19 protein-coding genes are annotated in these 14,206 nt (G+C 67.5%); 7 read left to right on the forward strand and 12 right to left on the reverse strand.

Annotation, left to right across the window (positions count from 1 at the left end; genetic code table 11):
• The first annotated feature begins 16 nt into the window (after window positions 1–16).
• Together fdhD and LL06_RS24790 are read left to right on the forward strand one after the other, a co-directional pair.
• The gene (fdhD, locus tag LL06_RS24785) at window positions 17–847 is read left to right on the forward strand and encodes a formate dehydrogenase accessory sulfurtransferase FdhD (RefSeq protein ID WP_052161897.1); all 831 of its coding nucleotides are present in this window, start codon (window positions 17–19) and stop codon (window positions 845–847) included.
• Entirely contained in the window at window positions 837–1,064 is a 228-nt protein-coding gene (locus LL06_RS24790; protein WP_035533394.1) for a formate dehydrogenase subunit delta, read from the forward strand. Before fdhD ends, LL06_RS24790 begins: the two co-directional genes overlap by 11 nt.
• A gap of 24 nt (window positions 1,065–1,088) precedes the next feature.
• Here the strand turns inward: LL06_RS24790 and LL06_RS24795 are convergent, their stop codons facing one another.
• Window positions 1,089–1,682 (reverse strand): TetR/AcrR family transcriptional regulator, encoded by a 594-nt coding sequence (locus tag LL06_RS24795; RefSeq protein WP_035533396.1) that lies wholly within the window; start codon window positions 1,680–1,682, stop codon window positions 1,089–1,091.
• A 74-nt stretch (window positions 1,683–1,756) separates the two neighbouring features.
• Here LL06_RS24795 and bdcA point away from each other — a divergent pair, with 74 nt between their 5' ends.
• Complete coding sequence (bdcA, locus tag LL06_RS24800; RefSeq protein WP_035533398.1) at window positions 1,757–2,470, forward strand: SDR family oxidoreductase; 714 nt, start codon at window positions 1,757–1,759, stop codon at window positions 2,468–2,470.
• A 101-nt stretch (window positions 2,471–2,571) separates the two neighbouring features.
• On the opposite strand, the gene tmpT is transcribed toward bdcA, so the two are convergent.
• Genes tmpT through LL06_RS24815 form a run of 3 tightly spaced genes read right to left on the reverse strand, consistent with a single transcriptional unit; the run spans window position 2,572 to window position 4,296 of the window.
• Window positions 2,572–3,207, reverse strand: coding sequence for a thiopurine S-methyltransferase (gene tmpT, locus LL06_RS24805; protein WP_035533400.1), 636 nt, complete (start codon window positions 3,205–3,207; stop codon window positions 2,572–2,574).
• A gap of 11 nt (window positions 3,208–3,218) precedes the next feature.
• Window positions 3,219–3,935, reverse strand: a complete 717-nt coding sequence (locus LL06_RS24810; protein WP_035533402.1) for an LrgB family protein — start codon at window positions 3,933–3,935, stop codon at window positions 3,219–3,221.
• Window positions 3,928–4,296 carry a CidA/LrgA family protein gene (locus LL06_RS24815; protein ID WP_035533404.1) on the reverse strand — a complete coding sequence of 123 codons (369 nt, stop codon included), beginning with the start codon at window positions 4,294–4,296 and terminating at the stop codon, window positions 3,928–3,930. The genes LL06_RS24810 and LL06_RS24815 overlap by 8 nt, the downstream gene beginning before the upstream one ends.
• Before the next feature lie 511 nt (window positions 4,297–4,807).
• Here LL06_RS24815 and LL06_RS24820 point away from each other — a divergent pair.
• Window positions 4,808–5,437 (forward strand): DUF1062 domain-containing protein, encoded by a 630-nt coding sequence (locus LL06_RS24820; RefSeq protein WP_035533406.1) that lies wholly within the window; start codon window positions 4,808–4,810, stop codon window positions 5,435–5,437.
• A 44-nt stretch (window positions 5,438–5,481) separates the two neighbouring features.
• Here the strand turns inward: LL06_RS24820 and LL06_RS24825 are convergent, their stop codons facing one another.
• The 4 genes from LL06_RS24825 to LL06_RS24840 form a co-directional block, all read right to left on the reverse strand.
• The gene (locus tag LL06_RS24825; RefSeq protein WP_035533408.1) at window positions 5,482–5,919 is read right to left on the reverse strand and encodes a YqaA family protein; all 438 of its coding nucleotides are present in this window, start codon (window positions 5,917–5,919) and stop codon (window positions 5,482–5,484) included.
• A gap of 105 nt (window positions 5,920–6,024) precedes the next feature.
• The gene (locus tag LL06_RS24830; protein ID WP_035533410.1) at window positions 6,025–6,438 is read right to left on the reverse strand and encodes a GFA family protein; all 414 of its coding nucleotides are present in this window, start codon (window positions 6,436–6,438) and stop codon (window positions 6,025–6,027) included.
• A 39-nt stretch (window positions 6,439–6,477) separates the two neighbouring features.
• Window positions 6,478–6,942 carry an SRPBCC family protein gene (locus tag LL06_RS24835; protein ID WP_035533412.1) on the reverse strand — a complete coding sequence of 155 codons (465 nt, stop codon included), beginning with the start codon at window positions 6,940–6,942 and terminating at the stop codon, window positions 6,478–6,480.
• A gap of 1 nt (window position 6,943) precedes the next feature.
• Window positions 6,944–7,261, reverse strand: a complete 318-nt coding sequence (locus LL06_RS24840; RefSeq protein ID WP_035533414.1) for a helix-turn-helix domain-containing protein — start codon at window positions 7,259–7,261, stop codon at window positions 6,944–6,946.
• 239 nt (window positions 7,262–7,500) lie between these two features.
• Here LL06_RS24840 and LL06_RS24845 point away from each other — a divergent pair, with 239 nt between their 5' ends.
• Window positions 7,501–7,950 (forward strand): MarR family transcriptional regulator, encoded by a 450-nt coding sequence (locus tag LL06_RS24845; RefSeq protein WP_035533416.1) that lies wholly within the window; start codon window positions 7,501–7,503, stop codon window positions 7,948–7,950.
• A gap of 124 nt (window positions 7,951–8,074) precedes the next feature.
• Entirely contained in the window at window positions 8,075–8,983 is a 909-nt protein-coding gene (locus LL06_RS24850) for a DMT family transporter (RefSeq protein ID WP_035533418.1), read from the forward strand.
• A gap of 43 nt (window positions 8,984–9,026) precedes the next feature.
• Here LL06_RS24850 and LL06_RS24855 read toward each other — a convergent pair whose 3' ends face one another.
• A complete protein-coding gene (locus tag LL06_RS24855; protein ID WP_035533420.1) occupies window positions 9,027–10,514 on the reverse strand; it encodes a carboxypeptidase M32 in 1,488 nt (495 codons plus the stop codon).
• A gap of 370 nt (window positions 10,515–10,884) precedes the next feature.
• Here LL06_RS24855 and LL06_RS24860 point away from each other — a divergent pair, with 370 nt between their 5' ends.
• Window positions 10,885–11,976: a CaiB/BaiF CoA-transferase family protein gene (locus LL06_RS24860; RefSeq protein ID WP_035533423.1), complete on the forward strand. Its 1,092-nt coding sequence runs from the start codon at window positions 10,885–10,887 to the stop codon at window positions 11,974–11,976.
• Window positions 11,977–12,084: 108 nt separating this feature from the next.
• Here LL06_RS24860 and LL06_RS24865 read toward each other — a convergent pair whose 3' ends face one another.
• The 3 genes from LL06_RS24865 to LL06_RS27535 are packed head-to-tail and all read right to left on the reverse strand — an operon-like array spanning window position 12,085 to window position 14,203.
• Window positions 12,085–12,603: a YbaK/EbsC family protein gene (locus tag LL06_RS24865; RefSeq protein ID WP_035533425.1), complete on the reverse strand. Its 519-nt coding sequence runs from the start codon at window positions 12,601–12,603 to the stop codon at window positions 12,085–12,087.
• A complete protein-coding gene (locus LL06_RS24870) occupies window positions 12,600–13,424 on the reverse strand; it encodes an MBL fold metallo-hydrolase (protein ID WP_035533427.1) in 825 nt (274 codons plus the stop codon). Before LL06_RS24870 ends, LL06_RS24865 begins: the two co-directional genes overlap by 4 nt.
• On the reverse strand, window positions 13,421–14,203 hold the full coding sequence (locus LL06_RS27535; protein ID WP_035533429.1) for a TatD family hydrolase: 783 nt from the start codon (window positions 14,201–14,203) through the stop codon (window positions 13,421–13,423). Before LL06_RS27535 ends, LL06_RS24870 begins: the two co-directional genes overlap by 4 nt.
• Between the last annotated feature and the right edge of the window lie 3 nt (window positions 14,204–14,206).

A 14,206-nucleotide genomic window follows, 5' to 3' on the forward strand; every position in this document is an offset into this window, starting at 1 on the left:
AGCGGAGAGGGCCCCGATGGCGCACGTCAATCCCCGCCTGGCCATGGCCTCCCGGATCGCGGTCCGGGGCGGGGTGGCCACGCCCGGGCACCGGGCGCTGCCCGAGGAGGTGCCGGTGGCGCTGTCCTTCGGCGGCACCACGCAGGCGGTGATGATGGCGACGCCCGCGGATCTCGAGGATTTCGGCATCGGATTTGCGCTGTCGGAGGCCATCGCGCGCTCGTCCGCCGACATTGTCTCGCTCGAGATTGTCGAGGCGGACCAGGGCTATGACGTGCAGATGCAGCTTGCGGGCGACGTGCAGACGGCGTTCTCCGCCCGCCGCCGCAAAATGGCGGGCCCGGTGGGCTGCGGGCTTTGCGGCATCGAATCGATCGAGGAAGCGCTTCGGGATCTGCCCGGACGCGCGCACGTGACGCTCGGCTTCAGCGCCGAGGACGTGCGCGAGGCGGTTCGCTCGCTGTCGGTGCATCAGAAGCTGAGGGCCGAGACCGGGGCGGTGCATGCCGCCGGGTTCTACAGGCCGGGCGAGGGCATCGTCCTCGTGCGCGAGGATGTCGGCCGTCACAATGCGCTCGACAAGCTGATCGGCGCCATCGCGCGGGCCGGGCTTGATGCAGCAGACGGCGCCCTCGTCATCACCAGCCGGGTGTCGGTCGACATGGTGCAGAAGGCGGTGATCGCCGGCACCGGGCTGCTGATCTCGGTCTCGGCGCCCACGGCACTGGCGGTGAGGACCGCGGAAGCCGCCGGGCTCACGCTGGTGGGCATCGCCCGCGGCGCGGATTTCGAGATTTTCACCCGGGCGGACCGGATCAACCAAGGACGGACAAGCGATGTCGCCTGACAAGCTCAGATACCAGGCCAACCAGATCGCCACCTTCTTCGCCTCCCAGCCGGAGGAAGAGCAGGTCGAGGGCGTGGCCGACCACATCAACAAGTTCTGGGATCCGCGCATGCGGCGGCAATTGTTCGAAATCGCGGATCAGAGCACCGAGGGCTTCAAGCCGATGGTGGTGGCGGCGCTGGCGAAGATCCGCCGGCCGGAGTCCGTGGCCGGCTGAGGCCCGGCCGGTCGGAACCCCGCTTCAGGCCTCCAGCGCCTGCGCCACGGCCGCGCCGGCGAGGCGGGCGGAGGCGAGCAGGCGGTCGAGGCCGTATCCGTTGCGGGCCTTGGCCGAGAGCCCGGCCATGGTGGTGCTGACAAAGTCCGTCAAAGCGTCGGCCTGCTGCGGGTGACGGGCGGCGATGTAGTCGCGGATCGCGGCCTCGGCGGCGACCTGGTATGCGCAGGCGGCCTGCCGCGCGTCGGGATCGGTCGAACGGCTGCCTTCGATCACCAGACAGCCCGTCGCGACCGGGTCGGCGGCGTAATGGCGTGCGGCCTCCTCGAGCAGGGCCGCCAGGCATTCGGCCACCGGTCGGTCGGGCAGCAGCACTTCCTCAAGCGCAATCGCGCCGGTGCAGGCGTACCGGTCGAGCACGCGGGCGTAGAGGCCCGCCTTGTTGCCGAAGGCGGCGTAGAAGCTGGGCGGATTGATGCCGAGCGCCTCGGTGACGTCGGCGACGCCGACGGCGTCGTAGCCGCGCGCGTGAAACAGGTCCTGGGCGGTCGCGACGGCCTCGTCCGCATCGAAACGACGGGGCCGGCCGCGCGGCCGGATGTTTTTTGTAGTAGTCATTACATATTGCCTTGACGGTCCTCCGGGAAGTGTTATGTAGCGCATATTACATAATAACTCAAGGAGGGCCTGTGATGGCCGCGTTTGAAGGAAAATCGGTACTGGTTCTCGGCGGCAGCCGGGGCATAGGGGCGGCCATCGTCCGGCGCTTTGCGGCGGAGGGGGCGAACGTCGCCTTCAGCTATGGCGGTTCGCGGGAGGCCGCCGAGCACCTGGCGGAAGAAACCGGCGGCACCGCGGTTCAGGCCGACAGCGCCGACCGCGACGCGGTGATCGCGCGGGTGCGCGACAGCGGGCCGCTGGACGTGCTGGTGGTGAATGCCGGGATCGCCCTGTTCGGCGACGCGCTGGAGCAGGATCCCGACGCGATCGACCGGCTGTTCCGGATCAATGTCCACGCGCCCTACCACGCCTCCGTCGAGGCGGCGCGGCAGATGCCCGAGGGCGGACGGATCGTCATCATCGGCTCGGTGAACGGCGACCGGATGCCGGTCCCGGGGATGGCGTCCTATGCGCTGAGCAAGTCGGCGCTGCAGGGGCTCGCGCGGGGACTGGCGCGCGATTTCGGTCCGCGCGGGATCACCATCAATGTCGTGCAGCCCGGGCCGATCGACACGGATGCAAATCCGGCGGAGGGGCCGATGAAGGATCTGATGCACGGCTTCATGGCCATCAAGCGCCATGGACGGCCGGAGGAAGTGGCAGGCATGGTCGCCTGGCTGGCCGGTCCCGAGGCCGGCTTCGTCACCGGCGCGATGCACACGATCGACGGCGCCTTCGGCGCCTGACCATAGGAACATCCGGGCCGCTGGTTATCCGGCGGCCCGGCCATATTAATCCGACAGGCCTGAGCACTTGCGCGACCCGGCCCGCCGGATCGCCACTTTACTCAGCGCGGCCTCAACAACCAGACGCTCTCCCGTGCAGGCTCGCCCTTCATTCCACCGGCTACGGCGACGCTCGCCAGGGATACCGGGTCATGGTGGGCGCCGTAATTGCGGTGAACTTCCACGCTGTCGACCGAAAATGGCGGGCCATCAAAAAGCGTCTGCTCATATTCGAAGGTGACGAGAAGTTGCGGCGCGGATCCGGTGATCCAGGCAACATGCGAGGCGTATCTGCCTCGCATCGAGTCCGGCAGCGCGACCAGGGCCGCGCGGTCATACACCGCATCGATGGGGCCGAGGATATCCGGGGTGAGCGCGAAGATATCGCCCACGAAAATGTCGATGTCCGGGGCGCTGTAGCGGGTGAGGTCTCTCAGATCGGTGACGACCGGCTCCACCCCAAGCCGGGCGAACAGGTCCCGGATCGCGAGTTCACTCAGTTCCGCGCCGGCGACACGGTGGCCGTGGTAGAGCAGCCAGTCGATGTCGAGCGTCTTGCCGCACAGGGGAACGAACACGCGGCCACCCTCCGGAACGCCAAGGGCGGGGAAATGTGCCACCAGCAGCGGATTGGGTTCGCTCGCGTGAAACCCGATCCGGCCGGTTTCCCAGCGCTCGTGCCAGAAACTGTGTTCCATTCGCTCCCCTCTCACATAAACAGCCGCCACAGCAGCGGCAGCAGCACCGCCGTCGCCAGCGCATTCAGCCCCATCGCCAGCCCCGAGAACGCGCCTGAGAGTTCGCTCGCTTCCAGCGCCCGCGCCGTGCCGATGCCGTGGCTTGCCGTTCCCATGGCCAGGCCCCGGGCGCGCCCATCTTTCACGCCGATCAGCGTCAGCAGCGGAGGGCCGAGGACGGCGCCGAGTATCCCGGTCAGGATCACCATCACGGCGGTGAGCGAGGGCAGGCCGCCGAGTTGCTCGGTGATGCCCATGGCGACCGGCGCGGTCACGGATTTGGGCGCGAGCGACATCAGCGTCTCGCGGCTGGCGCCCAGCAGCCAGCCGAGGCCGACCGCGGTGATCATCGCGGTGAGCGAGCCACAGAGCAGGCTCGCGACCAGCGCCAGGGCCGAGCGGCGGACGCGGTCGAACTGGCGGTAGAGCGGCACGGCCAGCGCCACGGTGGCGGGGCCGAGCAGGAAATGCACGAACTGCGCGCCTTCGAAATAGGTCTCGTAGCTGGTGCCGCTCAGCATCAGCAATCCCACCACGAGGATCACCGCGGTAAGCACCGGATTGAGAAACGGCTTGTGACCGGAACGGCTGTAGGCCCAGGTTCCGGCCTGGAACGCCGCCAGCGTGAGCGTGAGGAACAGCAGCGGGCTGGCGCTGAGATAGACCCAGACTTCGGAAATGTCAGCCATTGTCCGCGCTCCCGCCGGCGTCGGCACCGGGGCGGGCCAGCCGGTTCATCACCAGGGCGGTCACGGCGATGGTCGCCAGCGTCGAGCCGATGACCGCCACCGAAATCGGCAGCCAGTCCTGGCCGATCAGCCCCAGATGCGCCATCACGCCGACGCCGGCGGGCACGAACAGCAGCGCCAGGTTTCGGAGCAGCGCGTCGGCCACGGCGCCGATCTGGTCGGGAACGGAGCCCTTGACGACCAGCAGAGCGAAGAGGATCACCATGCCGGCCACCGGGCCCGGAACGGGAAGACCCAGGAACCGGGTGACCAGTTCGCCGGCGAGTTGGCAGCTCAGGATCAGGGTGAGGGCGGAGAGCATGGGCGACCTGTGGACCAAGAGACATCGGGTGAGGCGAGTGTGGCAGATTCTGGACGCCCGCCCCAGCCTGTTTGCGCGAAACGCGCCCGGGCCGGACAGACCCGGTCCCGCCCGCGATCCGGGCTGAGTGGCGCAAAAGCCACGGCATTGAAGATTCCGGCGTCCGGATGAGCCGGGGGACGGGCAAGATGCTCCCTTCCGGCCGCGGCGGTTGCTATCGAAGCGGCTCGATCGCAGTGCTCCCTCGAGGTTGATTTTGCCTAAGTAATCGCCGGTCTCAGTCCAGCTTAACCCGCAATTGCCCGTCAGCACCCCGCTGCCGGCGCTTTCATTGTGTTCATCGGGTGGCGGCAAGAGACCGGCTTGGCAATGTCCCCTGCGCGCCCGGTCTCTTTCACCCTCTGATGGGCCGTGAACGGATCCGCTGCCCCTCCGCCCTCGCCACGCCGCGCCCGCACGGGCTTTCTCCTGCACCATCCTGGTGGACTTCCGAACGGAAGACCAAGCCATCATGTGCAAGACACTTCGGGTCCGCTGGACCCTCATTCCCCAGACTGCGCCCCAACCCTGGATCGCCTGCAGCGGCTGCGGCGGACCCAGGCCCTTCCGCTGCAGCGGCAAGATCCGGCTCAATGCCAACGGCCGCAGGCTCGACGCCTGGCTCATCTACAGATGCCTGGCCTGCGACAAGACCTGGAACCGGCCGGTGTTCGAGCGGCAGAACGTCCGCGCCATCGATCCGCGCTTGCTCGAGGCGCTTCAGTCCAACGATCCGGACTGGATCCGGACCCTGGCCTTCGATGTCGAGGCGCTGAGGCGCAAGGCGCACCGCGTCGATGAATTTCCCGACTGTGCGATCGACAAGGAGATCCTCGAGGAGCCGCCCGGCTGGACCAGCCTGCGGATCGAGCTCGCGGCGCCGTCGCCGGTCGACCTGCGGCTTGACCGCCTCATGGCGGCAGAACTGAAGATCCCGCGGGCGCGGCTCAAGGCGCTGCACGAAAGCGGCAGTCTGCGGACAGAGCCCGAGGGCATGCTGCGGCGGCGGATCAGGAGCGGCACTCTTGTGGTGGTCGACCTCTCCGCCGAGGATCGACGGATGCCCTGCTGGAGGGAATGGGCGACGGTCGATCCGACTTAGGCGAACCGTGAAGGCCCGGGATCCCGGCCTTCACGATTTCCCGGTCACGACAGCGCGCCGATGCCGGCGGCGAGCACGAGATAGCGGCCGATCTTGCCGATCGAGACGAGGGCCAGGAACCGCCACAGCGGCTCGCGCATGATGCCGGCGGCGAGCGTCAGCGGATCGCCGATGATCGGCACCCAGGCAAGCAGCAGCGACCAGTAGCCGAAGCGCCGGTAGCTCGCCTGCGCGCGCGCAAGCTGCGCCTCGCTTGCCGGGAACCATTTTTTCGTCCGGAACCGCTCGACGCCTCGGCCGATCAGCCAGTTGACGACGGAGCCCAGTATATTGCCGAGGCTCGCCACAGCGACGAGTGCCGCCACCGGCTGGCCGCCGGCGAGGATCAGCCCGGTGAGCACGCTTTCCGACTGCGCCGGGATCAGCGTCGCGGCCAGCAGGGCCGCAAGGAACAGGCTGCCATAGGCGGCAAGATCGATCATGTTCCGGACACCCCAGAAAGACGGCGCGGCATTTCCCGCCGGTCCTGCCTACAGGGCTACGGCCGGGAAGGGAACACGGCTTGGGCCGATGCCTGCGCCGCCGGCTTAACCCGGCATGCGCGCGAAGGACGGCAGCGCGGGATCGATCCGGTCCCAGGCCTGGCCGCGGCTTGCGTAAGTGAGCGCTTGCGGATTGAAAAGGGCGGGATCGTCGAGGCTGGCGGCTGTCACCGAAAACAGCTCCGGCATGGCGGCAAAGGTGAGGTAGACCGGCGTTCCGCAGGTGGGGCAGAAGGCGTGGATCTTGTCGTTGCCGCTGTCGGCGGCGACGCGCCAGGTCGCCGCTTCCCCGGTCACGGTCACGTCTGCGCGCCGGGGAAAGGTGAGATAGGAGCCGTGGCCGGTGCCGCTGCGCCGCTGGCAATCGCGGCACTGGCAGTGGTTCTGGAAGACAGGCGCGGCGCGGGTTTCATAGCGGATCGCGCCGCAGGCGCAGCCGCCGCTCAAAGATGTGCTCATGGTGGGCCTCACAAGGACGGTGCGGGTTGGGGCAGAGGCTCAGGCCGCCTTCGGCTTGGCGAAGACGTCGATCGGCGTGCCGGTTTCGAGGAAGGACTTGAGGCTCGACAGCACCACCGGCCAGCCCTTGGAAATGCCGTTGGCCATGCCGCTGCCGGCTTCGAGCTCGTCATGGCTGACGGTGAGGCGGACCATGTCGTCATAGTCGACGATGTCGAAGGTGACGCGGCTGCGGGCGTCCGGATCGGCGGCCTGGGAGGCGTTGGCCCAGCTTATGACGAGGCGCGACGGCGGCGAGATCTCGAGGACTTCGCCCACCAGTTCGACCGTGCGCGCGTCATTGGCGCGGACATGCTGCCATTGGGAACCCGTCTGCCAGTCGGAGACGTTCTCGTGGCCCCAGTAGCGCCGGGCGATGTCGGGCCTTGTGATGGCCTCGAACACTTTCTCGGGCGTCGAGCGGATATAGGTCACATAGACGAAGCTGGTGGTCTCTCTGGGCATGTCAGTCTCCTTCGAGTTCCTGTTTGAGGTCGTGCAGCAGGGTGAGGCGCTGATGCTCGAACTTGCGCACCCAGCGCTCGTAGACGTCGTGCAGCGGCACGGGGTTGATGAAATGCAGTTTCTCGCGGCCGCGCCTGACCGTGCTGATCAGGTTGGCGTCCTCGAGGAGCCCCAGATGCTGCGTCGCCGACTGCCGCGCCATGGCGAGGCCCTCGCAGAGCTGCCCCAGCGTCTGGCCGTTTTTCTCGCACAACAGATCGAGCAGCTTGCGCCGCGTCGGATCGGCCAGCGCCTTGAACACCTTGTCCGCGTCATCCATCCGGTCATCCCTTGCCGAGAGTAATATGCAGGCATTTACCTGCATGTTAAGCCCAGCCTTCATGCGCACCGAAAGTTCACCGGCCGGGGCGGTTTCCCGCCAAGGGCGCGAGGCCAGGGAGCGGACCGTTTTGCATGCAGTTTCAGCAGGTTAACAGGGCAGGGCGGTTCGCCTTTCATGCATTTACATAGCATGCTATTTGTTATTGAATAGCCTGCTATCTAATGCTACAAGGTGCCATGAGCTTTGACAAAACCCGATCGGCCGGCGTTCTCGCCAGCGAGCTTGCCCGGCTTTACGGTGCCGGGCTGCAGCGCCGGCTGACGCCGCTCGGCCTGTCGGCGGCGCAGTTCCTGGTGCTGAGCGAATTGTGGGCCGAGGACGGCCAGACCCAGCGCCGGCTCACCGAACGGGTCGGCGTCGAGCAGGCGACCATGGCCAACACGCTTGCGCGGATGGAGCGCGACCGGCTGATCATGCGCACGCCGCATCCCGATGACCGGCGCTCGCAGATCGTGACGCTGACGGATGCGGCGCGGGCGCTCGAGGCCGCGGCCGTCGCGGCCGCCTCCGACGTCAATCGGGCGGTGATCGAGGGGCTGCCCGCGGCCGAACGGGAGCTGTTCCTGAGCATGCTGGGACGCATCGTCCAGGCGATGCGCGGGGGCGATGGAAAGGCTGAGGCGTAATTGCCCGATCCCGCGCCATCAAGGGTTTCACCGGCCCGAAAAACGGGGTAGGGACGCCTTGTGCCTGGTGGCGCGCGCGAGTCTCGCGCCACGTCTCGTCTGAAGCCTGTCAGGAGCCGTTTTCATGGACAATATGCGCGGCATCATTCTGATGGTGCTCGGAATGGCCGGGTTTGCCGCCGAGGACATGTTCATCAAGCTCGCCGCGTCCGGATTGCCGGTGGGGCAGATCCTTGTGGTTCTCGGATTTTGCGGCGCCCTGATCTTCACCCTCTATGCCCGCCTCAACGGCACCAGCGTGATCTCGCGCGGGTTCTTTCATCCCGCGGTGGTGGTGCGGAACATCACCGAAATGGTTGGCGGGCTGTGCTTCGTCACCGGGCTCACGCTGATCCCGCTGGCGACGCTGACGACGATCCTGCAGGCGACGCCGCTGCTGGTGACCATGGGCGCGGCGCTGGTGCTGGGCGAGGCCGTCGGCTGGCGGCGGTGGACGGCGATCCTGATCGGCTTCGGCGGGGTGCTGCTGGTCATCCGGCCGGGCTTCGAGGGGTTCGAGCCGGCGGCGTTGTGGGGCGTGGCGGCCGTTATCGGCCTGGCGGTGCGGGACCTGGCAAGCCGCAAGGTGCCCAAATCCATCTCCTCGCTGCAGCTCTCCGCCTGGGGCTTCTTTGCCGTCGGCGTCTCGGGCGCCGTGCTGCTCGGCGTCACCGGCGGCGCCGCGGTTCCGAGCCTGCGCGAGGCGGGCTATCTCGCCGGCGCGATTTCGGTGGGCGTGGGCGCCTACTGGGCGCTGACGGAGGCCACGCGCATCGGCGACATCGGCGTGGTGACCCCGTTCCGCTATTCGCGGCTGGTGTTCTCCACCTTCATCGGCATGCTGGTCTTCGCTGAATTCCCCGACGGCTTCACGCTCCTGGGCGCCTGCATCATCATCGCCACCGGCGTCTACACGATCATGCGGGAGCGCAAGCGCCGGAGGCTGGCCGCGGCCGAGGTTCGCGCCGCCTCCGCCGCCGGAACCGTGCTCTGACGGGCAGGGCGCGGACAGCCGGCGCCGGCCGGTCCGTCGGCGGCTAGGGCTGCCCGTAGCGGGCTTCCAGATGGGCGATGAAGAAGGCCGGGTTGAGCTCCTCGCCGGTGGCATCCTTCAGGATCTCAGGCGTCGATCCGGTCGAGGCCTTCGTCCAGATATTGTCGCGCCGCCAGGCGTTGACCGCGCCGAAATCGCCGGCCGCGATCTCAGCGTCGACATCCGGGTTGACCTTCAGGATCGCCGCCCATTGCTGCGCCGCCATCAGCGCGCCCAGCGTATAGGACGGGAAATAGCCGAAGGCGCCCGAGGGCCAGTGCACATCCTGCATCGGGCCGTTCTTCGGATCGTCGAGCGTGGAGATGCCGAGCGACGCCTGCATGCGCGCGTCCCAGGCTTCCGGAAGCTCCTTGACCTCGAGCCGGCCGGACAGCAGGTCCTGTTCCAGCTCGTAACGCAGGATGACATGCAGCGGGTAGGTGACCTCGTCGGCGTCGACCCGGATCTTGCCGCGCCGGACCTGGTGCACATGCGGCAGCAGGTCCTCGATGGTCCAGCTTTCCCTGAGATGGGCGTCGACCAGCGGCAGCGCGAAGCGCCAGAAGGCCGGGTTGCGGCCGATCTGCTTTTCGACGAACAGGCTCTGGCTTTCGTGCAGCGACATGCCGCGCGCCTTGCCCGAGGGCCAGTGGCCCCAGTCCTTGGGCAGGTTCTGCTCGTAGAGCCCGTGGCCGGTCTCGTGCAGGATGCCCATCAGCGCGGGCAGGAATTCGTCGGTGCGGTAGCGCGTGGTCATGCGCACGTCGGTGGGCACGCCGCCGCAGAACGGGTGGTCGGACACCGACAGGCTGCCGTGGTTCATGTCGAAGCCCACCGCCTTCATCATCTCGAGCCCGAGCGCCTTCTGCCGCTCCACCGGATAGTCGCCCGACAGGGGCCTGAGCGGTCGCAGCGCCTGACGCTGCTCCTGAACGTCGAGCGCCCTGGGCACGAAATCGACCAGGAACGCCTTGAGCTCGGCGAAGACCGGCGTGATGGTGGCGGTGCGGTTGCCCGGGTCGTACTGCTCCATCAGCGCGTCATAGGGCGCAAGCCCGAGCACGTCTGCGCGCATCGCCGCTTCCTCGCGCATCTGCGCGACCACGCCTTCGAGCGCCGGCAGGAAGGTCGTCCAGTCGCCCTGGGGCCGCGTGGCGCGCCACAATTGCTCGGAGCGCATCGAGGTGCGCATCTTGCGCTCGACGAAATCGGAGGGCAGGCAGGTCATGTTGATGTAGCTGCGCTCGAGCTCGCCGACGGCGATCGCCTGTTCGGCGCTCAGCGCCTCGGCCTTGGCGGCCTCGATCCAGTCGCGCACCCTGGGGTCGGTCGCCTGGCGGTGATACATGCCCGACAGCGTCGCCATCGCCTCGGCGCGGGCTTCGCCGCCGCCCGGCGCCATGTTGGTTGCCTCATCGGTGCCGAGGATCGACAGCGCGTGATCGAGCGCGCCGAGCGCGCGGCAGTGATCGTCTAGCTTGGCGAAGGACATGCGGGAAGACTCCGGGGGAAGATGCACCAGTTCCGAGATAGGCCAAGCAGCCGGGGGCCGCAAGGGCGAAGCCGCGCCGGCGGTCGCGCGTGCGTCCTGGCGCCGTCAGGAATGGTCAATCCAAAGATTGCATAAGATGGATTATGGAACTGATGGATAAAAATTCCATGCACCATAAGGATCTTCCCAAACCCTGAGAAGTTCAAGCGAATTATGGCTCTGCTGGCCTTTGTGCTAGCGCAGCGCGAGATTGCGCCGGACCATCGATCGCTGGCAAGTGTATTGCCGCGCGGAATGTGATTTAGTCCGTCGGGACGCGCTGCGCGGAGATCGGCCGGCGGCGCACCGACGCGTGAGAGATGAGGATGACATGCTCGAAGGATTGCGGATTGTCGAGATCGAGGCGCTGGGCCCGGCGCCGTTCGCCTGCATGATGCTGGCCGATCTCGGCGCCGAAGTGATCGTCGTGCACCGCAGGAACGGCCGCCCGGCACCGGGCATGCCGGAGCGCTCGGTGATCGACCGCGGCAAGCGCTCGATAGAACTCGATCTGAAATCGCCCGATGACATCGCAGTGCTCCGGAAACTCGTGCGCCGGTCCGAGGCGCTGGTCGAGGGTTTCCGTCCGGGCGTCATGGAGCGGCTCGGTCTCGGGCCGGCCGATCTCGCACAGATCAACCCGGACCTGGTCTATGGACGGATGACCGGCTGGGGCCAGAGCGGCCCGCGCGCGCTCACCGCCGGCCATGACCTCAATTACGTCTCGCTGTCGGGCGCCGCCTGGTATGCCAGCAATCCGGGCGAGCCGCCGTTCACGCCGCCAACGTTGGTGGGCGACATCGGCGGCGGCGCGCTCTACCTGGTGGCGGGAATCCTCGCCGGCGTGATGGCGGCGCGCGCGGGCCGCGGCGGCACGGTGGTGGATGCGGCCATCGTCGACGGATCGGCGCACATGATGAACCTGTTGATGGCGCTGAGGCAGACCGGCGGGCTTTCGATGGCGCGCGGGAAAAGCCTGCTCGACGGCCCGCCCTGGAGCCGCTGCTATGCCTGTGCCGACGGCGGCTTCCTCTCGGTGCAATGCCTGGAGCCGAAATTCTACGCCGAGTTCCTCGCCCGCCTAGGGCTGGACGACGACGAGAATTTCACCGCGCAGTTCGATGCGAAGGCCTGGCCGCGGCAGACGGCGCTGATGGCGGGGATCTTCGCGCGCGAGCCGCGCGCCCACTGGGAGACGCTGTTTGCCGGATCGGATGCCTGCGTGGCCCCTGCCCTTGATCCGCTCCAGTCCGCGGCCGAGCCGCACATGGCCGCACGCGGCGTCTGGCGGATGGACGACGGCGTGCTGCAGGCTGCGCCCGCGCCGCGGTTTTCGACCGAGCCGGTCTCTTCTCCACGGCCGTTTCCCGCACGCGGCGAGCACACGGAGGCGATCCTGGCGTGGCTCGAGGCTGATGCATGAGGCTGGATGGTGTCTGCTATGCCGCGCCTCCTGTGCGGCCGGATTCAGGACCCCGGTCGATGGCTTGACTTGCGGCCCGCACCGGTCGGCGGTTGACGAAGGACAGCCTCAGCCCTGTGCCCGCACGTCGATGATCTCGGCCTGGATCGCACTGGCCAGCGCCTGCGGGTCGACGCGGAAGACGCTGTCGGGGCGGCCGGCGGCGGCCCAGACTTCGCCATGCGACAGAAGCATCCGGTCCATGTAGACGGCAATCGGCTTGAGATGGCCGATCGGCGCCACGCCGCCGATGGCGAAGCCGGTCTCGTCGCGCACCCGGCGCGCGTCGCAGCGCGTGAAGGAAAGATTGTAGGTGGCTGATATGTAATCCATATCGGCATTGTGCGCGCCGGAGACCAGCATCAGGTTGAGCTGTCCGGTGGCGCTGTTCTCGAACACCAGCGACTTGACGATCTGGCTCACGTCGCAGCCCGCGGCTTCGGCCGCTTCCTCGGCGGTGCGGGTCGATTGCGCCATCTTGAGGATGCGGATGTCGAGGCCCGCCCCGGCCGCGGCATCCTTCACCCGCGCCATGCTGGACCCGGCCGGAATGAGGTCCGGCGTCATTTCGGTCACACTCTCGCTCATGATGTCAGCTCCACGTCAAAGGTCAATCCGTCATAGCCAGGCTCGACCCGATCCGGCGTCTCCGCAAGCACGGTGTCGTAATCGAGCGGCACATGCATATGGGTCAGGATCGCGCGCCCGGGATTGAGCTTGTCGATCCACCACAGCGCCTGGTCGATCGACAGATGGCTCGGGTGCGGCTTGTACTGCAGCGAGTCGATGATCAGCACGTCGAGATCCTGCAACCGGTCGATGGTCGCGCGCGGAAAGTCGCTCACGTCGCAGCAATAGGCCACGCCGCCGATCCTGAAGCCGAGCGATCGGATCGAGCCGTGGATCTGCTCGAGCGGCTGCACCTCGACGGTTCCGCCGGCGCCGGTTACCCGGATCGGCTCGTCGAAGCCGTTGATCAGCATCGGCCGGGTGATCGGCGGGTATTCGCTGCCCGCGGGCGTCTCCAGGCAATAGCCGAAGCCGGCGCGGATGCGCGCCATGGTCTCGGGATCGGCATGGATCGGAATGCGCATGCGCTGCGACAAGGCGAAGCCGCGCAGATCGTCGATGCCGTGGACATGGTCGGCGTGGGAATGGGTGTAGAGCACCGCGTCGATCCTGCTGACGCGGTTGGCGATCATCTGCTCGCGGAAATCCGGGCCGGTGTCGACGGCGATCACGGTCTCGCCGCCGTCGGCGCCGATCTGCCGGATCAGCAAGGCGGCGCGGCTGCGCCGGTTCTTCGGGTTGGCCGGATCGCAGGCGCCCCAGTCGCCATTGACGCGCGGAACGCCCGGCGACGAGGCGCAGCCCAGGATGGTGAACTGGCGGCGAACCGGCTCGGTCACAGCGCCGGCATCTTGGAGAAGCAGCGGAAGGCGTTCTCGGTCGTGATGCGGGCCATCTCCTCATAGGAGACGCCCTTGACCTCGGCCAGGACTTCCGCGGTGTTGACCACATAGGACGGCTCGTTGCGCTTGCCGCGCCAGCGCTTGGGCGCCAGATAGGGCGCGTCGGTCTCCACCAGCAGCCGGTCCATCGGCACGGTCGCGGCGATGTCGCGCAACTCGGTCGATTTGGGGAAGGTCAGGATGCCCGAAAACGAGACATAGCCGCCGAGCGCCACGCCGGTATCGGCGAGCGCCTGGCCCGCGGAAAAGCAGTGCAGGATGAAGGGGAAGGCCCCCTTCCCCGTTTCCTCGGTGAGGATCGCGGCCATGTCCGCGTCGGCGCTGCGGCTGTGAATGACCAGCGGCAGCCCGGTCCGCCGTGCGGCGTCAATATGGCGGCGGAATCCGGTCTGCTGGTCCTCGGGCTTCTGCGTGTCGTAGAAATAGTCGAGCCCGGCCTCGCCGATCGCCACCACCTTGGCATTGGCTTCGGCAAGCGCCACCAGTTCGTCCGCCGTCACGTCGAGTTCGTCGCCGGCATTGTTGGGATGGGTGCCGACCGAGCAGAACACGCTCGGATAACGTTCCGTCAGGGCCAGAAGCCTGTCGAGATTGCGCACCCGGGTCGAGATCGTCACCATCTGCCTGACGCCCGCCGCATGGGCGCGCGCCACCAGTTCGTCGCGTTCCGCGTCGAAATCGGGGAAATCCAGATGGCAATGGGTGTCGATCAGCATGCG

The sequence above is a fragment of the Hoeflea sp. BAL378 genome, assembly GCF_000759435.1.
In the GTDB taxonomy this organism is placed as follows: domain Bacteria; phylum Pseudomonadota; class Alphaproteobacteria; order Rhizobiales; family Rhizobiaceae; genus Hoeflea.